Consider the following 22,603-nt stretch of genomic DNA (forward strand, 5'->3'; position numbering starts at 1 on the left):
GTCTTTTTCCGGATAGTCCGCACCGCTGCGGGGCATGACCGCTGGTCCTGCTACCGGATATACCCATCCGCCGTGCAGTCACACCACTATGCAGCTACCCCGCTATACGCCCGCTGCCGGAGCCGGTCCGGCAGCCCCTGACGAGTACGCCACCATGCCGCAAACCGGACGCGACCTGCGCATCGACTTCTTCCGTGGATTGGCGCTGGTGTTCATCTTCTGGGACCACATTCCCGGCAATCCGCTGGGGCAGGTCACGCCTCGCAATGTCGGCCTCAGCGATGCGGCGGAGATCTTCGTCTTTCTCGCCGGCTACGCCGCCGTGCTGGCCTACGGCAAGCTGCTGCGCCGCGATGGTTACCTAGTCGCCTGTGTGCGCATCCTGCGCCGGGTGTGGGTGCTCTACGTGGCGCACATCTTCCTGCTGGCGGTGCTGATGGGCATCGTGTTCTTCACCAACAACCACGTCGAGCAGCGCGACTTCATCCGCGAGATGGGCCTGGACTACTTCCTCAACAATCCGCAACAAGCCCTGATCGACGAGTTACTGCTGCGCTTCAAACCCAACCTGATGGACCCGTTGCCGCTGTATATCGTGCTGCTCATGGCGTTGCCGGTAATACTGCCACTGCTGTTGCGCTGGACGGGCGCCACGCTGGCGATCTCGGCCCTGCTCTACCTGCTCGCGCCACAGATGAATTTCTCCGCCCAACAAGGCAGCGAGTGGTTCTTCAACCCACTGGCCTGGCAGTTGCTGTTCGTTCTCGGCGGCGCGGCGGCGCTGCATGCCCAGCGACGACCGATGGATGCACCGAAGCCCAGGGCAACCTCGCCGCTGTTCATCGCCTGCGCGGGATACCTGGTGCTGGCCGGGTTGCTCGCGCTGTCATGGCAATGGCCGCAGTGGCACGACGCCTGGGTCCCACAGTCCGTGCAAACGCTGATCTACCCCATCAGCAAGACTGACCTGGCACCCTTGCGCCTGCTGCACTTCCTCGCCCTGGCTTACTGCGTGGCGGTCGTGCTGCCCGGTGGCAACTGGCTTGAGCGCTGGCCGGCACGGGAGATGTGCCGGATGGGTCGTTATTCGCTGGAGGTGTTCTGCCTGGGGGTATTGCTGGCGCCACTGGCCGATGCGGCGAACGCCCTGCTGCAGGACCGCTGGGCCGTACAGATCGGCACCGCGCTGCTGGGTCTGCTGCTGATGATGGCCCTGGCAGGCTGGCTCGATCTCAACAAGCGCCTTGGCAAACGCAAGGAGGCCCTGTCGCGACCGCTGCGCATGCAGACCCACCCGACGTGAGCCAGAAACAAGCCACCCACCTGCCCGCTAGCCAACGGCTGGCAGGCCGGAGGAGTCACGAACAGGTGGGTAACGGCTAGGGCGCGAGGCGGGCTGCGTTTACCGCCCACCTCATGGAGGCTGGGTGAATCAACGTCATCCACCCAGCTGGATCAGACCGCCGATTCGCCCGTGGCTGGGGCGATATTCTTCGGCGCCAGCTTGAACAGGTGATACAGCACCACCAGCATCACCAGGAACGCCGGCCCGATATACAGGGCGATGCGGGTATCCGGGAAGTACGCCATCAGCCCGACCACCAACACCAGGAACGCCATGGCCAGGTAGGAGCTGAGCGGGAACAGCCACATGCGGAAGGTCAGCTTGTCGCGTTCGGCCTAGCTCAGGCCACGGCGGAACTTGAGCTGCGCCAGCAGGATCATGGCCCAGGTCCAGATCGCGCCGAAGGTGGCAATCGACGTCACCCAGACGAACACCTGCTCCGGTACCAGGTAGTTGAGCAGCACGCCAATCAGCAGGGCCACGACGGAAACCAGCAGGGCACGACGCGGTACGCCACCCGAGGTCACCGCGAAGGCGCGCGGCGCCTGACCTTGCTGCGCCAGGCTGTAGAGCATGCGCCCGGTGCTGAAGATTCCGCCGTTGCAGGAGCTCAGCGCCGCGGTGATCACCACGAAGTTGATGATGCCAGCAGCGGTCTTGATGCCCATGCGCTCGAAGGTCATCACGAAGGGGCTGCCCTGCGTGCCGATCTCGCTCCACGGGTAGATCGCCATGATCACGAACAGCGCGCCAACGTAGAACAGCAGGATGCGCCAGAACACGGAGTTGATCGCCTGGGGAATGGTCTTCTGCGGGTTCTTCGCTTCACCGGCGGTGAGGCCGATCATTTCCACGCCGAGGTAGGCGAACATCACCATCTGCAGCGACATCAGCACGCCCTGCACGCCATTGGGCATGAAGCCGCCATTGCTCCACAGGTTGGAGATACCCGTGGCCACGCCGTCATTGCCGAAGCCGAACATGATCATCCCGGCACCCGCCACGACCATGGCAATGATGGTGACGATCTTGATCAGGGCGAACCAGAACTCGAACTCACCGAAGGCACGCACGGCGATCAGGTTGATGCTGCCCATGCTGATCAGCGCGGCAAGCGCCCAGATCCAGCGCGGCACATCGGGGAACCAGATGCCCATGTAGATGGCCACCGCGGTGATTTCCGCGACGCACGTCACCAGCCACAGGAACCAGTAGTTCCAACCTGTGAGGAAGCCTGCCAGCGGGCCAAGGTAATCCTGGGCATAACGACTGAAGGAGCCGGCTACCGGGTTGTGCACGGCCATCTCGCCGAGGGCGCGCATGATCACCAGGATGGCCAGGCCGCCGATGATGTAGGACAGCATGATGGCCGGCCCCGCCATCTGGATGGCCTTGGCCGAGCCGAGAAACAGACCGACGCCGATACAGGCGCCCAGTGCCATCAGGCGGATGTGCCGTTCACCGAGATCACGGTGCAGCGATTCATGCTGGGGTTGGTTACCGACAGACATGCAGCGATACCTCATTTTGTAGTTATGGAGGAATTCGACCGCAAACACGGGTGAGCGCAGCGGATAGCCACGCCTGCCGGACAAAGGACTGCAGGGGCCCTGATGGGGGCCGAAACAGCCTGAAAACGTCGTTGGGGCCGAGATCGGCGGCGAGTCTTGCACAAAGAAAGTGCAGCGTCATGCCCCATCCCAGAGCCTTTTGCACCCTGAAACCAGGCTACCGAGGAGCCTCACATGGCTTTACCCCGAGACAATCGAGCACGGCAAAGATATCTGCCGCCATTCACCTGAAAAACAGAAAAACATCGGCTATCTGGTTGATTTGCCAGAGCCACCACACTCGTCGGTATGTAACAAAATTTATCGTCCGCCAGGGGCTTCCGCGATCAGCAGCAACGACGCAGGCTGCCCATCGGGGTAGCCCGGCTCACGCAACTCTCCCAGGCGAAAACCGGCAAGCGCCAGTTCGCCCAGCCACGACTGCAAGGTGCGGAAATACCAGGGCATCGGCTCGGGAAAGTCCGCACCGAAGGTGGTGAAGGTTTCGATGCGCCAGCCATCGCGATAAGGCTGCTCACCACAGGCCGCCCATGGATGCACTGTCTGGATCAGCAGGCGGCCACCGGGCACCAGCAGCGCCGCCAAACTGTGCAGCAAGGGTTGCAGGTCCTCGTCGAGCAGGGCGAAATTGCACACCAGCAGATCGAACAGCCCCAACCCGGTGCCCGCCAGATCGGCATAGGTGCAGATCCGGTAATCGCCCTCACCTCCTGCCCGGGCCGCCTCGATCAATGCAGCGGATGCATCCACACCGAGCGTCTCGATACCGTGGCGGCACAACGCGCGGCACAGCCAACCCTCGCCACAGCCAATATCCAGCACTCGCCGAGGGCTCAGAGCCAGCACGGCCTCGAGCACCGCGGCGTTGGTCACCAGACGCCGGCTGTCGATGCGCTGCTCGCGCACAGCCCGCGTCCAACCGGCAGCATTGCGCTGCCAGCTCAACGCCAGTTGCCGCGTGTGTTCGTCCGCCATGGTCGACTCCTGTTGGTAGGGCCTGTTGCCGTTTCGATATGGATGGCCGGATCGAAGCAGTTGCAGACGTTCAGCTTTTGCATTTTCACGACATGCCGATTGGTGGGCTGAAGCCCACCCTACATAGGGTTCGGCTTTTGTAGGGTGGGCTTCAGCCCACCAACTGCGATGACCGCAACTACCTAAAAGATGTCCGCTTGAAAGGCATCATCGGAATATGCGGCCACCCACTCAAAAAATTAAAGCGCAACGCCAACAGATCCCGGGCAAAACAGGCCAAGCCTGCCCGCACCGACTAAGCTTGCAGCAAGAGCACGATTCAGTGTGTAGCCAGGCCGATCATCATGGGCGTGTTATGGCAATCAGACGCACCGCACTCGACGCTTCCTGCGAGCGATCTTCAGCCGTTCCTGCCGTCCGAAACCCGTAAACCCCGCCACCGCCTGCGCACGTTCCTCTGGCTGAGCGTGTTGTTGCTTCTGCTTGGTGGCGGTTGGCTGATCATCCATGAACTGCGTACCGCCACCCTGCAATCCCGTGAGCTCAGTGCCTATGCAGCCCGTCTGACCTACACGTTACAGGCCGGCCCGAGCGACGCCATCCAGTTTCCCGCCAGCGGTCCGTTCGACCAGCGTTTGGGCTATGCCCAACTGCCGCATCTACTCGAACGCTTGCAGCAACGCGGCTACCTGATCCAGCAGCAAGTGCACTTCTCGGATGCCCTGCTCGACTACAGTCAACGCGGCTTCTTTCCGCCCTTCCGGGAAAAGCTGCAGAGCGGTCTGCAGATCAGCGATTGCCGAGGCCTGCCGCTGTACCAATTCCGCTACCCGCAGCAGGGCTATGCCCGCTTCGCCGATATCCCGCCGCTGATCGTCGGCACCCTGCTGTTCATCGAGAACCGCCATCTGCTCGACCCGACTCCCGCGCAAGCCAACCCGGCGGTGGACTGGCCTCGCCTGGGCAAGGCCGCACTGTCACAAGTGGGCAAGAATTTCGCGGCGCAGGAACAGTCCGCCGGCGGCAGTACCCTGGCCACACAACTGGAAAAGTACCGGCACTCGCCGCATGGCCTGACCCTGACGCCCAGGGACAAACTGCTGCAGATGGTCTCCGCCAGCGTCCGCGCCTACCAGCAGGGGCCAGAGACCCTGCCCGCGCGTCAGGATATCGTGCGCGACTACCTCAACAGCGTGCCGCTCTCCGCCGCCCTCGGGCATGGCGAAGTACACGGCTTGGCCGATGGCCTGCGCGTGTGGTTCGGCAGCGATTTCGACCACACCAACGCCCTGCTCGCCAATCCCTCGTCGACAGCGAACGAGCCCGAACGAGGCCTCGCCCTGCGCCAGGTGCTGGCGCTGATGATCGCCCAGCGGCGCCCCTCGTATTACCTGGCACACGGCCGCCAGGAGCTGGAAACCCTGACCGACAGCCATATCCGCGTGCTCGCCAACGGCGGTGTGCTCGACGCTGCACTGCGTGACGCCGCCTTGGCCCAGCGCCTGACTTTTCGCGACCTGAGCCGGCATCCGGCGATCCAGCCTGTGCAGAGCAACAAGGGCATCAGTGCGGCACGCAGCCGCCTGTCCAACCTGCTCGACCTGCCGCTGTACGACCTCGACCGCCTCGACCTGGCCGCCAGCAGTACCCTGAATGTCGACCTGCAGCAACAGGTCAGCGACTACCTGCGGCACCTGGCCGACCCAGCGTTTGCCGGAGAGGTCGGCCTACTCGGCGAGCGCCTGCTCTCACCGCAGAAAACCGCCGATGTGCGTTACAGCTTCACCCTGTTCGAGCGCACGGCCGATGGCGCGCGGGTGCGGGTGCAGACCGACAACACCGACCAGCCCTTCGACATCAACGAAGGCAGCAAGCTGGAGTTGGGCTCCACCGCCAAGCTGCGCGTGCTGGCCACGTACCTGCAGGTGATCGCCGAACTGCACGCGCGTTATGCCGGCCAGGATGCCCAGACCCTGCGCCGCGCTGATGTAAGCGATCAGGACCCACTCAGCCGCTGGGCCGTCGACTACCTGCTGCGCAACCCCCGGGCCAACCTCGACGCGATGCTGGGCGCCGCGCTGGACCGTACCTACTCGGCCAGCCCCAACGAGCGCTTCTTTACCGGCGGCGGCCTGCACAGCTTCAGCAACTTCCGCCGCGAGGACAACGGCCGGATGCCCACCCTGCGCGTGGCGCTACAGGAATCGATCAACCTGCCCTTCATCCGCCTGCTGCGCGACCTGGTGCGCTACAGCACCTACCACGGCGAGAGCAACAGTGCCGAGCTGCTCAAGGATGACCATCACCCGCAGCGCGCCGACTACCTCAAGCGCTTCGCCGACCGCGAGGGCACCACCTTTCTCCTGCGCTTCTGGCGCAAGTACCAGAACAAGACGGCCCAGGAACGCCTGGACACCTTCCTCGACGGCCTGCGCCCCACACCCACGCGCCTGGCCGCCGTGCACCGTTACCTGATGCCGAATGTCGACCCGCAGACCTTTGCCGCGTTTCTCGACGCCCATCTGCCGCAGGAAAAGCTCAGCGAAGCACGCGTACACACGCTCTATCAGGACTACGGCCCCGGCGCCTGGAGCCTGCCCGACCAGGGCTATATAGCCCGCGTACACCCGCTGGAACTGTGGTTGCTGGGCTACCTGCTCGCCAATCCGCAGGCCACGTTCAAGGACGCCGTGACGGCGAGCGTCGACGAGCGTCAGGAGGTGTATGGCTGGCTGTTCAAGACCCGCCACAAGAGCGCCCGGGACAGCCGTATCCGCAGCATGCTGGAGGTCGAAGCCTTCCTCGATATTCATCAGCGCTGGCAACGCCTGGGTTACCCGTTCGACCACCTAGTGCCGTCATTGGCCACTGCCATCGGCAGCTCCGGCGACCGACCGGCCGCCCTGGCCGAACTGATGGGCATCATCCAGAACGACGGCATTCGCCAACCCAGCGTCCGCATCGATCGCCTGAACTTCGCCATCGATACGCCCTACGAAACCCGCCTGGTGCAGAACACCGCCCACGGTGAGCGGGTCATGCCCTCAGCAGTGGCCACCGCTCTGCGTGATGCCCTGGCGCAGGTGGTCGAGGCCGGCACCGCGCGCCGACTACAGGGCAGCTTCACCTTCAGCGATGGCGCACCACTGCGAGTCGGCGGCAAGACCGGAACCGGTGACAACCGTATCGAAAGCGTGACCCGCAGCGGCCAGGTGCTCAGCTCGCGGGTGCAGAACCGCACTGCCACCTTCGTGTTCTACCTGGGCGACGATCACTTCGGCACATTGACTGCTTTCGTCCCCGGCCAGGCGGCGGAGAACTTCCGTTTCACCTCAGCGCTTCCCGTGCAGGTGCTCAAGGGCATGGCACCGATTCTTTCACCCGCCCTGCAACCCGGCAGCCAGAGTGGCTGCAACGTGGCGGCGCAACCGTAGCTCAGCCGCGGCTGCGCATACGCACGAACAACGCCTCGACCTGCTCACGCGCCCACGGCGTCTTGCGCAGGAAGGTCAGGCTCGACTTGATGCTGGGGTCGTTCTTGAAGCAGCGGATATCGATGCGCTGAGCCAAGCCGTCCCAGCCGTACTTTTCCACCAGTTCGATGAGCAGCTTTTCCAGGGTGATGCCATGTAGCGGGTTCTTGGCTTGTTCGGTCACGACGGGCCTGCGGGATGGGAAAATACGGGGGCGCCACTGTACAGCAAGTCCGCGTCAACGCGCGCCAGGCGTGCTATTAGCCAGCGCTTGTAGCCACACCGGGATGGCCGTCGCGATAAGGCAGCAGGCTGCGGGCATCCTCGGCGTAGGCCAGCACCCCTTCGGTTTCTTCGTCGAGGAAACTCGCCACCGCCGCCCGCAACCCCGGATGCAGCAGGTAGTGCCAGGAACGCGTGATCACCGGCTCGAAGCCCCGGATCAGCTTGTGCTCGCCCTGGGCGCCGGCATCGAAACGGCGCAGCCCGTGGGCCATTGCGTAGTCGAGCCCCTGGTAGAAACAGGTCTCGAAATGCAGGCGATCGAAGTCACCCAGGCAGCCCCAGTAGCGCCCAAAGAAGGTATCGCCATCGACCAGGCTGAACGCCATCGCCACCGGTCGCGAGCCCTGCCGGGCGATGACCAGGCGAATGGCTTCGGGCATGCGCTCGGCCAGCAGGCTGAAGAAGTCCCGCGTCAGGTACGGTGGCCGCCCTCGCACATGGTAGGTGTTGGCGTAGCAGGCATGGACGAAATCCCATTGCTCCTCGCTCAACTCGCTGCCGTGCAGCCAGTCGAAGTCGATGCCCTGCCCTGCCACCTGCTCGCGTTCCTTGCGCAGCTGTTTGCGCTTGCGCGACGTCAGGGCGTCGAGGAAACCCTGAAAATCCCGGTAATCGCGATTGAACCAGTGGTACTGGCACCCAATACGTGGCAACCAGCCCTCGCGGCCGGCGAGCAAGGCGTCGGCCTGGGCGTCGGTGAAGTTGATGTGCAGCCCGGACATACCCTCACCCGCCAGGCTGGCGCTCAATGCATCGAGCAGTTGCCCGGCAGCCTGCATATCGCCCAGCAAGCGCGGACCGCCCACGGGCGAAAACGGCACGGCCCCCAGCAGCTTGGGGTAATAGGCGATGCCCGCCCTGTGGCAGGCATCGGCCCAGCTCATGTCGAACACGTACTCGCCGAAGGAATGGCTTTTCACATAGGCCGGCAATGCCGCCAGGGGCTGGCCATGGGCATCGCACCAGAGCCGATGGGCCGGCTGCCAGCCACTGTGCGCACCAATGCTGCCGCTGTCCTCCAGCGCGCTGAGAAACGCATGGCGCACGAACGGCTGCGCGTCGGGAAGCAGAGCATCCCAAGCGGCAGAAGTGATTTCGTGAAGACTGGATAGAACGATCATCGACATGCGCCAAGTCTGACCGGTTGCCCAGCCGAAAAAAAGACTCAGCATCTGCGCGATTGAGCGAGAGACGCTTACGGTGCTCCCCGTAGCCCACACCGGGCCACCCGGACGCGCACACTGGCCTGGCGGATGCCGCTTAGAAACTTGCCCAGATACGGGCCAGTCGCACTGTTGCACATCGTTATCACCTGCCCGCTATGCGTGCGGCTGGGGTCGATGGCCAGTTAGGTTCAAGGGAGGGACAGATGAAGAACGATGATCGTGAACACAGGCTTTACGCCACGGGAACATTGCGCTCCCATGGCGTAGGCCTAACGGGTTAGAACGCCCAGCGTGCCTCGGCCGAGGCGGTCTGGTTCAGGTAGTCGCTACGTTTCTCAACGTCATAGCGCACGCCCAATTGCACCTGGTCCGAGACCTTGTAGGTCAGCCCCGTGCCGCCACGCGCCAACCAGCGTTGCACATCGCCACCGTAGGTGGTGAACGCTGCACCCGGCGCGCCGGCGAAGCTGGTGGTGATCGAGTCACGATCCGCCAGGAAGTCATAACCCACACCCAGGTTGGCGCTCAGGTTCACCCGGTCGGTCAGGTCATGGCTCAGCTTGCCGTCCACGCCGAGAATGAACTGGTCAGTGCTGTTGCTCTTGGCCTTGAGGCTAAGGGCGCCTGCACCTTTCTCGGTGTAGGAATCATCCTTGATCCAGGTGTAGTCAGCCCGCACCGAAGGCGTGAAGCGCGTGGCCGAGCTCAAGCTGAAGGTGTGGTCCAGAGCCACACCGGCATGGGCAGTCCAGGTGTTGTAGCTGGACTTGGCGTTCAACCCAGCGAAGGCGATATCACGCTTGCCGTCGTTGCGGTTCTGGCCACCATCGAGCTGGAAGCGCAGCGCAGTGGCATCGTCCAACTGGTAGGTGCCGTAGCCAACGAGTTGGTAGACATCGGTCTCCAGGCTCTGGCGCGGGCTGTTGCCGGTGTTGCGAGTATCCGCATTAGCGTAGACAAAAGCCGCGCCCAGGGTCAGGCGGCTATTGAAGCTGCCATCCAGGCCGAACGCCATGCCGCCGACATTGGAGCGCATACCCGGCGCGCCACCGCTGCTGTCCTGGCGGGCCCAGGAGCCGAAGGGTTTGATCCACAGGTGTTCGTCGCTGATGAGCTCGTCACCGGAAGACAAACCGCTCGCCGACTCGTTACGGGCCTGCACCACCTGGTTGATGGTGGTCATCGTGGTGTTCGCAGTGGTGGTCGAGGCACCGACCATCGGCAGGACTTCGCTCAGGGCCTCGGACACTTCAGCCTGGCTGTTCAGACCGATAAAGTGGCTGGCCAGCGCACCATTCGCGTTGCTGGAGAACACGCCGTCCAGAACCGCTGCTGCGCCCCTGGCCTGGTTGTTGCCCATGGCCTGGGCGCTGCCAGTGGCGGTATTGGGACCACCCGGGCCACCACCAACAGGGTCGGCGATGACATTCAGGTCGACACTTTGGGCGTTGTAGGTCGCAGTGAAGTCGAACAGGTAGCTGTTGTCCGTCACACTACTGAAGGTTCCACTGAGGGTGCCCGGGGTGCTGATCACACTGAGAAGCTGGTCGCTGATCGCCAGGGTATTGCCACTTCTGACATCGATATCCAGATTGCCCGCGAGCGTGACGTTACCGTCGACATAGAGCGAGCTGTACTGCGACGCACTGAGCGCGCTGATCCGCAGGGAGCCACTAGCGGATTGAACGTAATTGCCATCAATCTCCAACTCCGCATAGGGCGTTGTCGTACTACCGACCGCCAGCCGGCCGGCGTTATCTACGTTCGTGCCAATCCAGACGTTGCCGCCCCGCAAGGTGGCGCCAGCGAGAATATCCACCGATCCCTGAAGGTTCGAGCCGTCGGCCATGGCCAGGGTGCCGGCGTTGACGATCCAATCTTTGCCATAGTAATCGTTTCCGATCAGGGTCCAGGTGCTGCTGCCTTCCTTCTCGAAGCGGCCGAACCCTTGGTATTGCTTGCTGCTACCCTGCGTGCCGAGCGCGCCGAGATCGAAAGTGTTGGCACTGACATTGCTATCGCCGCCCAGTACCAACTTATCGGAGCTGCCGCTGAAGCTGACGACATTGCCGTTGATCACGGAGCCGGATTCCAGCGTCAGCGTATTGCCACCGTAGCGCAGCTCTATCGCATTGGCACGGGGGCCAGCGCCACCATTGCCCAGGCCACCGGCAATGGTGCCCGAATTGACGATGGAGGAATCCCCGCTCAACAGGATGCCAATGCCGCCAGAACCGGCGGTGCCCGCCAGGCCGTTTGCGCCGTCTACACCATCCATGCCGCCTACGCCTGCCGGGGGTTTGGTGCCGGCCCCGGCAATGCCACCCGCGCCACCCGCACCGCCTCCGCCCGCCGTCCCGCCGTTGCCGCCCTGGATGGTGCCCCGGTTGATGATTTCGAGAGCGCCGCCCTCAATTCCGTTACCGCCGGCGCCACCGTTACTGCCGTTGCCCCCTTGACCGCCTGCTCCACCATTGCCGCCATACTTACCTGAGCCGCTGGAACTTCCGCCAGTGCCACCGGCTCCACCAATGCCTCCCGCCGCGCCGTTGGCCCCGTTGCCGCCGGAGATGAGCCCGCTATTGGTCATTCTGGACGCATAACCACTGACTCCCGCGCCCCCGGAAGAGGCCGCCTGGCCACTGGCTCCGGCGCCTCCGGCGCCCCCGGCTTGCCCTTGCCCACTGGAAATGCCGTTTCCGCCAGTACCACCGGCACCCAGAACGGGGCTGATGCCGCCATGGCCGCCAGTGAGGGTGGCGTTGCTGCTCAGGTCGAAATACGAGCCGCTGATCGCCGCTGAACCTGCGCTGACCATGCCATGGGTCCCGGCCCCGCCAGCCGCGTTACCACCAAGGCCAGGAGCACCGGCCGAGCTTGTCCCGCCCGAGCCGACTTGGCCGTTGAACTGCCCGGTGATCGTCGTGCTCAGGAAACCACTGCCGTTGCCCGCAAGCTCCAGGGCGTGGCCACTGCCAATCAGACCAGGGCCGGTAATGGTCAAGGGACCATTAGCGATCAGTTCCACCGGCCCGGCATACAGGGTGATACCTGAGGTCAGCGCGATGGTGCTGACAGCCGAGTCGATGTGCAGCTCCCCACCGCCGAGCATCGCCTCACGCAGCGAGCCGGCTCCGGCATTGGCGCCTGTGGTCACATCATAGGGCGCAGCGAACGCCGAAGAGCCGATTGCCAGTGACAGCAGGGCTAGTGGCCAGGCCTTGCTTCTAGCCCGCGACGGGCATGCGCCCGGCCCGCTGATCTCGCCCGGTACGCCACAAGCGTTGGACTTGGCTACTTCGGAAACGACTTGTGGAGCGCCCAAGCGGCGGTTCCAGACCAGTCGATAGATTCCCTTGTTCATCTACAGAAACTCCAGTGTTTATCGTTATGGTTGGCTATGCGGTCAGAGAACCCTGACCCCGTGAGTGTTGAGCTGGGGTTGCTGCCAAAAGGCGTCATTGCTGAAGCGGGCGAATACATCCGGCGGCAAGATGGTTGCCCGGTTATTGAGCTGCACGCTGGGCTTCACATCATGTAGGCCGGGCGTGCCGGCGCGGCGGTCGAACTCCTGCGCGTCAAACTGAATGTTGTGCAGGTCGTGAAGAAAGGTCGGCTCATCGATAAAGGCATAGATGCCGTCGAGCACAGCCTGGGGATCGCTGACTAGGCTCTCGTAACGCACCAGCAGCAAACGGCTGGCGTGCTCGCCATAGAACGCTTCTTTCAGGGCGTTGTAGGGGTAACCGAGCATGCCATCGGCATTGGCCACGCCGTCAGCGCGGCTGTACACGGTGCCACCGGACTGGAAATTGAAGATGGCCGACGGTGACAGTGCATTGCGCTGCACCAGCCGTTCGATGCTGTCGACAATCCACGGCACATCCCGCACGCAGGCAATCACCTTGCTCTGGGGAAACAGGCCGTGCAGCAAGGCCATGCGCGCGCACCAGGCGCGGTTGCTGTCGAAGATCACCGGCTGGGCAAACTCCTCGCCATAAAACTGCTCAAACAGCCCGCGCAGGATGCGCTGGCGCTGTTGATCAGAAATAAACAAGGCGTACTCGTTGCTGCCGCTCATGCCATTGAGCAGCTCATGAACCAGGCCTGCCACCGGGCTGCTCATGTGCGCGTGAAAGCGCGGATTCTGCCGCAGCAGAGCTGACAGCAAGGTCGAGCCGGAGCGAGGCAGGCCGGAAATAAAATGCAGGGAACGCTCGGTCATTACGCACCCTCCCCGTTGGCCGATGGCCGGAACAGCAGGTGCCAGACACTTTGGCCCTGCTCGTTGTAGCCCAGGTGCTGCAGGCCGACGCGCTGGCTGATACGAATGCCCGCCGGGGTTTCCAGTTTGGGGTTCTCGGAGACGACCATCATCCCCACCGGGCCCGCAGTTTCATTGCCATAGGCCAGGGCCAATTGCTCGCGGGTAGCGGTAAACAACCGGGGTGCCAGCCCCATGTCGCGGCAGTCCTCGCGGATAAAGGTGCGATAGAACCAATACGGCGCGCCTGCGCCATAAGCGCCATACACCGAACTGACGCCGACCACTTGCCCCGCGCCATCCAGGGCCACGCAGGCCACCTCGAAGGTTCGGCGCCACGCTTCGAAGGGATCTTGCAGTGCGCCGTTGTCTCGCCAGAAATCGACCAATTGTTGGCGTAGCACCGGCGTGACCTGCTGCCATACCCAGAAAATCCGATGATCTTTAAACACGCTAATGGCTAGCACGGCAGCGTCTCGCTCAGGGTTCGGGAAGCAACGCTCGCCGCCGGCAGCTGCCAGCGCAGGCGATCGTCATTCAGAAAGAGTTCACACCACAGTCGCCAGAGCTTGGTCAAACGTGTCTGGCCACCGTCCTGACGCATCTCGCGGGTCGCGCGGGTCAAGACACTGGCGAAGGACTGGGCGTACAAGCGGCAACTGCCACAATCGATATTGGGCGTGCAGCATTTGCCGCTGCTCTGGCTCAGGTCAGTGTTGTAGTGACGCAGCGCGGGCGTCAGCAGCACCCCGCAATCGCGCGTCACCGCACCGGGCGCCTGGACATCGGGGTATAGGCCGGCGGGATCGTGGATCAGTTGATTGAAGGTCTCGTCATACAGAATCCGCTGCCCCGGCTGTTGCAGCAGGTGGGCAATGCTGTCCTGGGCACGGCGCAGGTGGTCGGCGCTCAGCACCAGGTTGTCATCGGCCGTGCTGCTGATGTGGTACTTATCGGCACCTGCGCCGCTGGCGATAAAGTCCCGGTACTTGGTGGTCGGGCTGTAATGGTTGAAGGTCAGCGCCAGGCCGTTGTCGGCGCAGACCTGAGCGATATACGGGATATCGTCGAGGTTGCGTGCGGTAAGGGTGAAGACGAATACCGCACGCGGGTCGTCGCGGTAGTTCTTGATCTGCTTGGCCATGATGTCGGCCCCACGCAGTTCACGACTGTGCTCGGGTTTACCTCAGATGGACACATGCACCCGGTAACTGATCTCGGCGCTCAAGCGCTTGATGCCATTGGTGAACACCGTGCCATAGGGAATATGGCGACTGGCGATGGCCAACTTGTTTTCGGCAAGAGACGGCTCAGCTCCGGCGAAATAGCCGAAGCGCACGCCACGCGCGCCTTCAGCGGCAAAGAACGCTTCGATCTGCTGCAAATCCGTGACGTCCTTGTGCCCCAGGTAGTCGTCGCCGGAAAAGAACAGGCAGCCTTCGCAGGTCAGGTTGCACACCGAGGTGATGTCGTACTGGCTGGGGCGCAGCGGCAGCAGCTCTTTACGTAGTAGCTGCCAGAACTCCACATCATCGAGCATTTGGAAAATCCTGTTGTGGTACGCACGCCAACACCACGGCGCTCATTTACGAGGCCTCATGAGCGCCTGATAAATGAACAACTCGTTGTTGTGGTGAAGAGATAGAGCAGAAGCGGTGAGGATCTAGGGATGTGGTATTGAACGTGATGAGCGTCTCAATTGAACATCACTGAAAATGGGTAATTTGTTGGTTACCCCAGGCGCGAACCGGTGACCTGTGCATGACGGAGCAGGCGACCACTGGTTAGCGGATTACCAGTTTCTGGTGATAGTAGGCCGCTGCCATTCCATGACAGACTGATGAACTGCCCGCCTGAATATGCCCGTATCGATGACCCCCCCTGCGCCTTCTGACGAAAACCTGCTGCCTGCGCCCGTACTGGTAGTCGAGGATGATCACTTGATGCGCCAGCGCCTGGCGCTTGTGCTCGAAGGGTTGGGCTATGCAGACGAGGCCATCACCTTCTCGCAAAGCCTGGCCGAGGCACGCGCCTACGTGAGCAGCAATCCACTGGCCATGGCGCTGGTAGATCTCGGGCTGCCCGATGGCAATGGCATAGAACTGATCGAGGAGTTACGAGCCCAGGACCCGTCGCTGTTGATCCTTGTGATTTCAGCATGGAGCACCGAGGAGTCCATTCTTGGTGCATTGAATGCTGGTGCTACAGGCTATGTACTCAAGGAGCGGGACGACCTTGAGGTGTCACTGTCGATTCGTAGCGTGCTGCGCGGCGGGGCACCGATTGACCCTTTCATCGCCAGACGCATTCTCGCGCTATTGCCAGTGGCTGGCCCAACCCAACCCGAAGAGCCATCCAGGCCAGTCGAAGCAGGTGTGCTGAGCGCCCGGGAAAGTGAGATCCTAGAATTGGTTTCCCAGGGACTGACCAATCGGGAAATCGCCGAGCAACTGGTCATCTCTCGATATACCGCCGAATGCCATATCAAACGTATCTACCGCAAGCTGGCCGTCTCCTCACGTACCCGAGCAGTAAACGAAGCACGCCAACGTGGCTTGCTGCCCTAACCCTGCTGTTTTTCCTGCTAGGTGGTTTATCCGAACTGGCTCAGGCGTGCCAACCGCGCATCGAGAGCGTGTGGCTGGCGCCAGGTGATGGCGCGCTCCCCCCGGACAATGGGTGGGAGGTCACCACCCTGCCTGACCTCTGGGAAAAACGTAGACCCGGGTATACCGGTCCGATGTGGTATCGGGTCAATTGGCACAACGACTGCCAGGATGAACCGGTTGCCCTGAGTGTCAACCGGATGGTCATGGCCGGGCAGGTCTTCCTCAATGGCGAGCTTATCTGGCAAGACGATGCGCTGGAGGAAACATCTTCCCGCAACTGGAATTTGCCGCGTTACTGGCTGCTGCCGAGACCGTTGCTGGCTGAGCAAAATATCCTGCTATTTCACTTGTGGTCGACCCCCCATCCTGGCCCTGGCTTGGGCACAGTTACCTTGGGGCCGGTCGATCAGGTTCTTCCCGTATACCGCACACAGCTCTGGGAGCAACGCGAGCTCTTCGTCATAAACCTGTCCGTTTCTATCGTAATCGCCGGATTGTTTCTGGTGTTTTGGCTATTGCGGCGTTCGGAATACGCATTTGGCTGGTTCGCTCTGACGTCCCTGTTCTGGTCGATTGGTATCAGCAATATGCTGGTGACCTCTGCCTGGCCGTTCGACAATGGTGAAACCTGGGATCGCCTGAGCCTGGTCGCCTTCATTCTCTATTGCTGTTCGTTCTGCATGTTCGCCTGGGCCTTTGGCGGCATGAATTTTCCGCGCCTGGCCCGTCTCATCTGGGGCATATCGGCAGCTGTCTGCGTGCTGGTCATGGTGGCTCCTTCGGTGCATATCCGTGCTCTGCAGCTATCCGCCTCTCTGGGTTACCGGGTACTCTTCATACTGATCTGCCTACAGTTCGTTATCCACGCCTGTCGTACTACGGCCCCGGCCCCGGGGCAACGCATGCTCGCTGCCTGCCTGCTGTTTTTCCTGGTCATCAGCACCTATGGAGTACTGGGCCAAAAAGCCAGCGGACTGGGCTACCTGGGGCTGCTCTTCTCTGCCCCCCTCATGTCGATCGTCATGTTCCTGATTGTCGCCTGGCGCTTTGCCAGCGGCATGCTACGTATCGAATCATTCAATGAAGAGTTGCTGGTGGCTGTCACCAACACACGCAAGGAACTGACCCACACCCTCAAGCGCGAGCATCACCTGGAGATCGACAACATCCGTCTCAACGAGCGCCTGCGCCTCACCCACGACCTGCACGACAGCATGGGCAGCGCGTTGATGCGCTCGATCATTCATACCGAGCAGTCACGCAACTTGAGCCAGGATCAATTCCTGTCGATGCTCAGGTCACTGCGTGATGACCTGCGCCATGTAATTGATGGTACGTCGTCTGCCGGCATTACCAATGGCACGCCCACGGAATGGATTGCGCCGTTGCGCCGGCGTTTCGTGGTGCTGTTCGACGAGCTTGGGCTGACGTCGCACTGGGTCATGCCTGAGCAGTGGCCGCTCCCCCTTCCCTCTAGCTCGCGCTTAGCGTTGATACGCTTTGTCGAAGAAGCCCTGAGCAATGCCATCAAGCACAGCGGGGCGAGCCATCTGAGTGTGGAGATGCAAGCCACGACTCAAGGACTGAGCTTATGCGTATCGGATAATGGCCGGGGGTTCGATGTAGCCAGCGTGACGTTCAATGATGTAGGCACTGGCATGCGCAGCATGCGCGCACGTATCGAACGAATTGGTGGGCAACTGGAAATCGAATCAGCGCCCGGTGCGACCACCTTGCAGGTGTCTTTGCGGAACGAGCCGGGGATATTTTAAGACGCTCGATCACGCCAATCTGGCGCCACGCGATACTTGCGACTTACAGTCAACGGCTGAAGCAACAGATGCTGCGCCATAAAAAAGCCGCTTCGAGTTTGTGCTCGAAACGGCTTTTTCAATCAGCAGCGCGGTGGTTATCAGCGCTTGCGACCGGAACCCGGACGCTGTCCCTCACCACTTGGCGCACGCTTGCCGGTGCTCGGTTTGCGGGGCGGACGCTCGCCGCCTTTAGCTTCGTCATGAGCTGGGCGTGTAACGCGCTTCTTGCTCACATCGTTTGGCCGCTCGGCGACGACCGAACCACGGCCACCTTCACGACGATCGCTGGAGCTCTTGCGGGGTTCACGCGCCGGGCGCGATTCCTCGCTGGCTACTGGAGCACCATGAGCCGGACGCAACACACGCTTGGGCCGATCGCTACGGCTCAGCGGCTTGGCCGACTTGCGCTGGAGGCGGTCGAGCTTGTCGCGGACCTTTTCCTTCATGGCCGGCAACGCCACCGATTTCAGGCCAACTTCCTCACTGAGGATGTCGACTTCGCGCTGGCCCATTTCGCGCCAGCGGCCCATCGGCAGGTCGGAGGTCATGAATACCGGACCGAAACGCACGCGCTTCAGGCGGCTGACCACCAGGCCCTGGGACTCCCACAGGCGGCGCACTTCACGGTTACGCCCTTCCATCACCACGCAGTGATACCAGTGGTTGAAACCTTCGCCACCGGGCGCTTCCTTGATGTCGGTGAACTTGGCCGGACCGTCTTCAAGCATCACACCGGCTTTCAACTGCTCGATCATTTCCTCGGTAACTTCACCGCGCACGCGCACGGCGTACTCGCGGTCCATCTCGTAGGAGGGATGCATCAGGCGGTTGGCCAACTCACCATCGGTGGTGAACAGCAGCAGGCCCGTGGTGTTGATATCGAGGCGACCGATATTGATCCAGCGGCCTTCTTTCGGACGCGGCAAACGGTCGAACACCGTCGGGCGACCTTCCGGGTCATCACGGGTACAGATCTCGCCATCGGGCTTGTTGTAGATCAGCACGCGACGCACGTTTTCCGCACTTTCTTCGCGCTTGACCAAGCTGCCATCGACGCTGATCGCATCATGCAGATCAACCCGCACGCCCAGCGTCGCCACCGCGCCGTTGACCTTGACCCGGCCCTGGCTGATCCACTGCTCGATGTCGCGGCGCGAACCACGACCCATGCGAGCCAGGACCTTCTGCAGCTTCTCGCCGCTGGGGGTGTAGGGTTCGTTGTTGCTGTCGGACTCATTCATGCTCGGCACCTCCCGGTGTATCTGACAATGAGAAGGCAGTGGACGGACGTCGCTGCCAAAGGGTCGCGCATCATACGCGCATCGCCGCAATCACGCACGGAGGACTATAGACCTGCGCCTGAAGAACGCCCAGCTCGCACAGGTAACGCGTCTAGAATACGAAACAATGTCGATCAATATTTATGCGCAACGGGAGCAAGCAATAAATCTTTTATTCCTATTAGCTATTAATTGGTCTAAATCGTTCTTTCCCTATTACAGCGCAATGCAGCAAGAATTCTCCCGCCAGCGAGCCATCCTCCTGGCGCTGACAGATGTGGCCTCACCTTGTCTCATCTGTACGTCATGTAACGGTGCCTCGCACGTCTCGATACACGAGCACCATCAGGAGCTATAAGCCAATGAAGAAACTTACTGCCGTTACCGCCCTCGCGCTCGCTATTCTATCCGGCTTTGCCCATGCCGACCGCCTGGAAGACATCAAGAAATCCGGCGTACTGCGTGTCGCCGCATTCGATAGCAACCCGCCATTCGGCTTCGTCGATGCCAAGAGCAAGCAGATCGAAGGGCTCGACGTGGATTACGCCAAGGCCATTGCCGACAAGCTGGGCGTGAAACTCCAACTGCAACCGACCAACCCGGCCAACCGTGTTCCGCTGTTGGTGGCCAACAAGGTCGACCTGGTGCTGGCGAACTTCACCATCACCCCGGAGCGCGCCGAGCAGATCAACTTCAGCATCCCCTACTTCTCTTCGGGCCAGCAGTTCATCGTCAAGAAAGGCACACTGAAATCGCCGGAAGACCTCAACAAGTGGCGCGTTGGCGTCGACAAGGGCACAGTCAACGAAGGCGTGCTACGCGAGAAATTCCCAGGCGCCAAAGTCGTTGCCTACGACGATACGCCCTTCGCCTTCACCGCTCTGCGCAACGGCCAGGTCCAGGCCATCACTCAGGACGGCCCCAAACTGATCGGTCTGCTGGCCAACGTGCCGGACAAGGACAAGTACGAAGTGCCCGCCTTCACCATCTCCGATGACCTGATCGGCGTGGGCGTACCCAAAGGTGAAACCGCTCTTACCGAGTTCGTCAACGAGACCCTGCGTGAGCTTGAAGCCGATGGCCAAGCGCAGAAGATCTACGACACCTGGTTCGGCCCGAACACCAAGACCCCGCTGGCTCGCCTGTTCAAGATCGGCGACAAGAGCTGATCGGTAGATCGAACTTTCCGGGCGCGTACCCATCCACGGGACGCGCCTTGTCGTTTTCTGATGGCCTGCCGTGTTTTGATAGCCGGTCATTTCCTGATGGATCGTTCGATGTTCGGCGAACTTCTCGCACCCCGCTATCTCCAGTGGCTACTGGATGGTTTCCTGCTGACCCTGGCGTTGTCGCTGCTGGTCTGCGTCCTGGCCACCGTCCTTGGCGGCCTGATGGCAATCGCCCGTCTTTCCCGTCGCCGCTGGCTGGCCTGGCCGGCACGCGCCTACCTGGCCAGCCTGCGTAATACGCCACTGCTGGTGCAGCTGTTCTTCTGGTACTTCGGCGTGGCCTCGATGCTGCCCGAGGGGATGGTCAGTTGGCTGAACATGCCCCACAGCGTGGCGCTGGGTAGTTGGGAACTGAGCTGGCCATCCTTCGAGTTCATTGCCGGCGCCTGGGGTGTGACGCTCTACACCAGCGCCTTCATCGCCGAAGAATTTCGCGCCGGCATCGCCTCGGTTCGCACCCAGCAATGGCAGGCAGGGATGGCGCTCGGCCTGCGTGACAGCCAAGTGTGGCGCTACGTGGTCCTGCCACAGGCACTGCGAACAGCCCTGCCGCCCCTGCTTGGCCAATACATGAACGCACTGAAGAACACCTCGCTGGCCATGGCGATTGGCCTGGCCGAGCTGTCCTACGCATCGCGCCAGGTGGAAACCGAAACCTTCAAGACCTTCCAGGCCTTCGGCATCGCCACGCTGCTTTATGTCCTCAGCATTGCGCTGATCGAAGTGATCGGCCAATTGATCCAACACAGCAAGCGTTATCGCCAAGGAGAAGCCTGACCATGGACTTCTCCGTCATTCAGGACAACCTGCCCTACCTGCTGCTCGGCGCCTATCCAGATGGCCCGATTGGCGGCGCTGCGCTCACCCTGATCCTGTCGCTGCTCTCCGGCGTGCTGGCCGGCATGCTCGGCCTGAGCCTGGGGATCGCCCTCACCGTGATGCGCGGCAAGCCACGCCTGGCACTGCTCGCCGTGCTCGGCTTCTTCCGCGCCATACCGGTCTTGATGCTGATCTTCTGGAGCTATTTTCTCCTGCCCATCGTGTTCCAGGTCGACGTACCCGCCCTGCCCACTGTGGTGCTCGCGCTCTCCCTGATCGGCGGCGCCTACCTCGCCCACTCGGTACACGCCGGCATCCAGAGCCTGCCCCCCGGGCAATGGGCTGCAGCCAGAGCACTGGGCATGCGCCCCTGGCAGGTGTTGAGCCTGATCATCCTGCCGCAGGCACTGCCGATCATGCTGCCGTCCTTCCTCAACCAATGGATATCACTGATCAAGGACACCTCCCTGGCCTACGTGATCGGCGTTGGCGAACTGTCCTTCGTAGCGACCCAGGTCAGCAACCGGGTGATGGTGCACCCCACCGAAATCTTCCTGTTCGTCGCCGTGGTCTACTTCATCTTCTGCTGGTCGCTGGATGTGTTGGCGACACGGTTGACTCGCCACGCCTGAGGACGGTTAGAGCACAGAGCAGCGATACGACGACATGTTCGGCAGATGGTGCCAAACCCAAACGGGAAAAGAATGGAATTAGTCGTCCCTGATTCTTAGAATTTTCCCGCCCAGCGCGCAACGCTCTGGAGGTAAAAGGAACTTACATGAAACGCACACTTCCGGCCGTCCCCCTGCTAATCAGCCTGCTCTTTCTAAGTGCCTGTGGAACATTTATCGGTAGGTCTCAAACTAGCCCGGTAGAGGGGGACTACTACAACAGCACGAAGGGGAATCTATTGCTGCTTGGAGTAAACAACCCAAGCCGTGAAGCCCATGGCGCAACAGTAGCCTGCTGGCTTATGGTCGTTTGCCCCGTCATAACTGCCGTATCGCTACCTCTAGACATTGCGCTTGATACAGTACTTGTACCGTTTGACGCATTGAGCGCCACGCAGTGATAGCGAGCAATATCGCCAAAGGCCATGCCTCCTAGAGTCGGCCAGCCGATAACTTGCAGCAGGAGACCAGCTCTCATACAAACACTACCGCCAGTGAAGCACGCACCAACGTGCATCGGCTAATGGATCAATCTGCGGGGTCTCACCAACCCATCCTGATTTCAAGCAAGCGGCAAACTATGTCTTGGTATCAGCTGAGGATTGGGAAGCGATTCAGGAAACGCTCGGCCACACCGACACTACCCTAGTGAAGAAGCACTATGGGCGCTGGACACCATCCGACACCAAGAGCTTGGCCGGACTGGTTTCCAAGATGATGGGATTCAGACAGGAATGAAACGGCCATAGACGGACTGGAAAACACCCGCTTTGCCCTCAAAACGCCCTAAAATTCGGAATCCAGAAACACAAAACCCCCGCTTCGCTAGGAATTACGGGGGTTCGCGTTGATTCGAAAGTGGCGGTGAAGAAGGGATTCGAACCCGTCTGTGAGCGTCTCAGTGCGTACCAAACCCGCTCATTTTGGGGGCCTCCCCTCCCTTACCTGCTCATTCCGGCACTATTCGACACAGTGATTTCGACACTTTTTCGACACACCTTATCCAGTGTGCTGGCTGTTACGATGGCTTGGAGCTACCATCCTGACCACCAAGTGAGATGGCTTTAGGCTCTATTCTCCAATTGGAAAATTTATCTGCACC

The 22,603-nt window shown here is 61.5% G+C and carries 16 protein-coding genes and 3 pseudogenes; 9 read left to right on the forward strand and 10 right to left on the reverse strand.

Features of this window, described 5'->3' with window-relative positions; all coding sequences use genetic code 11:
• Positions 1-154 precede the first annotated feature (154 nt).
• Positions 155-1,303 carry an OpgC family protein gene (locus ACWPW0_RS14740; protein WP_447595675.1) on the forward strand — a complete coding sequence of 383 codons (1,149 nt, stop codon included), beginning with the start codon at positions 155-157 and terminating at the stop codon, positions 1,301-1,303.
• A 152-nt stretch (positions 1,304-1,455) separates the two neighbouring features.
• On the opposite strand, the pseudogene ACWPW0_RS14745 reads toward ACWPW0_RS14740, so the two are convergent.
• Together ACWPW0_RS14745 and ACWPW0_RS14750 are read right to left on the reverse strand one after the other, a co-directional pair.
• Positions 1,456-2,856 (reverse strand): annotated as a pseudogene (locus tag ACWPW0_RS14745) (amino acid permease).
• Positions 2,857-3,216: 360 nt separating this feature from the next.
• The gene (locus ACWPW0_RS14750; protein WP_454255689.1) at positions 3,217-3,891 is read right to left on the reverse strand and encodes a class I SAM-dependent methyltransferase; all 675 of its coding nucleotides are present in this window, start codon (positions 3,889-3,891) and stop codon (positions 3,217-3,219) included.
• A gap of 344 nt (positions 3,892-4,235) precedes the next feature.
• On the opposite strand from ACWPW0_RS14750, the gene ACWPW0_RS14755 reads away from it, so the two are divergent.
• Positions 4,236-7,325 (forward strand): transglycosylase domain-containing protein, encoded by a 3,090-nt coding sequence (locus ACWPW0_RS14755; protein ID WP_454255690.1) that lies wholly within the window; start codon positions 4,236-4,238, stop codon positions 7,323-7,325.
• 1 nt (position 7,326) lies between these two features.
• Here ACWPW0_RS14755 and ACWPW0_RS14760 read toward each other — a convergent pair whose 3' ends face one another.
• The 7 genes from ACWPW0_RS14760 to ACWPW0_RS14790 form a co-directional block, all read right to left on the reverse strand.
• Positions 7,327-7,548: a VF530 family protein gene (locus tag ACWPW0_RS14760; protein WP_447592604.1), complete on the reverse strand. Its 222-nt coding sequence runs from the start codon at positions 7,546-7,548 to the stop codon at positions 7,327-7,329.
• A 76-nt stretch (positions 7,549-7,624) separates the two neighbouring features.
• The gene (locus tag ACWPW0_RS14765) at positions 7,625-8,776 is read right to left on the reverse strand and encodes a GNAT family N-acetyltransferase (RefSeq protein ID WP_454255691.1); all 1,152 of its coding nucleotides are present in this window, start codon (positions 8,774-8,776) and stop codon (positions 7,625-7,627) included.
• Between the two features lie 316 nt (positions 8,777-9,092).
• On the reverse strand, positions 9,093-12,179 hold the full coding sequence (locus ACWPW0_RS14770) for an autotransporter domain-containing protein (protein WP_454255692.1): 3,087 nt from the start codon (positions 12,177-12,179) through the stop codon (positions 9,093-9,095).
• Positions 12,180-12,221: 42 nt separating this feature from the next.
• A complete protein-coding gene (locus ACWPW0_RS14775) occupies positions 12,222-13,040 on the reverse strand; it encodes a sulfotransferase family protein (protein ID WP_454255693.1) in 819 nt (272 codons plus the stop codon).
• A complete protein-coding gene (locus tag ACWPW0_RS14780) occupies positions 13,040-13,546 on the reverse strand; it encodes a hypothetical protein (RefSeq protein ID WP_454255694.1) in 507 nt (168 codons plus the stop codon). The genes ACWPW0_RS14775 and ACWPW0_RS14780 overlap by 1 nt, the downstream gene beginning before the upstream one ends.
• Positions 13,540-14,223 carry a hypothetical protein gene (locus ACWPW0_RS14785; protein WP_454255695.1) on the reverse strand — a complete coding sequence of 228 codons (684 nt, stop codon included), beginning with the start codon at positions 14,221-14,223 and terminating at the stop codon, positions 13,540-13,542. Before ACWPW0_RS14785 ends, ACWPW0_RS14780 begins: the two co-directional genes overlap by 7 nt.
• A gap of 42 nt (positions 14,224-14,265) precedes the next feature.
• A complete protein-coding gene (locus tag ACWPW0_RS14790; RefSeq protein ID WP_454255696.1) occupies positions 14,266-14,619 on the reverse strand; it encodes a hypothetical protein in 354 nt (117 codons plus the stop codon).
• A 331-nt stretch (positions 14,620-14,950) separates the two neighbouring features.
• On the opposite strand from ACWPW0_RS14790, the gene ACWPW0_RS14795 reads away from it, so the two are divergent.
• Both ACWPW0_RS14795 and ACWPW0_RS14800 read left to right on the forward strand, forming a co-directional pair.
• Positions 14,951-15,646, forward strand: a complete 696-nt coding sequence (locus ACWPW0_RS14795) for a response regulator (protein WP_454255697.1) — start codon at positions 14,951-14,953, stop codon at positions 15,644-15,646.
• Positions 15,647-15,891: 245 nt separating this feature from the next.
• Positions 15,892-17,460 carry a sensor histidine kinase gene (locus tag ACWPW0_RS14800; RefSeq protein WP_454255698.1) on the forward strand — a complete coding sequence of 523 codons (1,569 nt, stop codon included), beginning with the start codon at positions 15,892-15,894 and terminating at the stop codon, positions 17,458-17,460.
• Between the two features lie 140 nt (positions 17,461-17,600).
• Here ACWPW0_RS14800 and rluB read toward each other — a convergent pair whose 3' ends face one another.
• Complete coding sequence (gene rluB / locus ACWPW0_RS14805) at positions 17,601-18,743, reverse strand: 23S rRNA pseudouridine(2605) synthase RluB (RefSeq protein WP_454255699.1); 1,143 nt, start codon at positions 18,741-18,743, stop codon at positions 17,601-17,603.
• 401 nt (positions 18,744-19,144) lie between these two features.
• Here rluB and ACWPW0_RS14810 point away from each other — a divergent pair, with 401 nt between their 5' ends.
• The 5 genes and pseudogenes from ACWPW0_RS14810 to ACWPW0_RS14830 all read left to right on the forward strand — a co-directional run.
• Positions 19,145-19,951, forward strand: a complete 807-nt coding sequence (locus tag ACWPW0_RS14810; protein WP_454255700.1) for an ABC transporter substrate-binding protein — start codon at positions 19,145-19,147, stop codon at positions 19,949-19,951.
• A 108-nt stretch (positions 19,952-20,059) separates the two neighbouring features.
• On the forward strand, positions 20,060-20,788 hold the full coding sequence (locus ACWPW0_RS14815) for an amino acid ABC transporter permease (RefSeq protein ID WP_447592620.1): 729 nt from the start codon (positions 20,060-20,062) through the stop codon (positions 20,786-20,788).
• A 2-nt stretch (positions 20,789-20,790) separates the two neighbouring features.
• Positions 20,791-21,462 (forward strand): amino acid ABC transporter permease, encoded by a 672-nt coding sequence (locus ACWPW0_RS14820; protein ID WP_454255701.1) that lies wholly within the window; start codon positions 20,791-20,793, stop codon positions 21,460-21,462.
• A gap of 562 nt (positions 21,463-22,024) precedes the next feature.
• Positions 22,025-22,128: pseudogene (locus tag ACWPW0_RS14825) on the forward strand (type II toxin-antitoxin system prevent-host-death family antitoxin); the annotation flags it as partial.
• Positions 22,123-22,239: pseudogene (locus ACWPW0_RS14830) on the forward strand (site-specific integrase); the annotation flags it as partial. The pseudogenes ACWPW0_RS14825 and ACWPW0_RS14830, both read left to right, overlap by 6 nt.
• Positions 22,240-22,603: the final 364 nt, after the last annotated feature.

Source organism: Pseudomonas sp. Marseille-Q8238 (assembly GCF_965111915.1).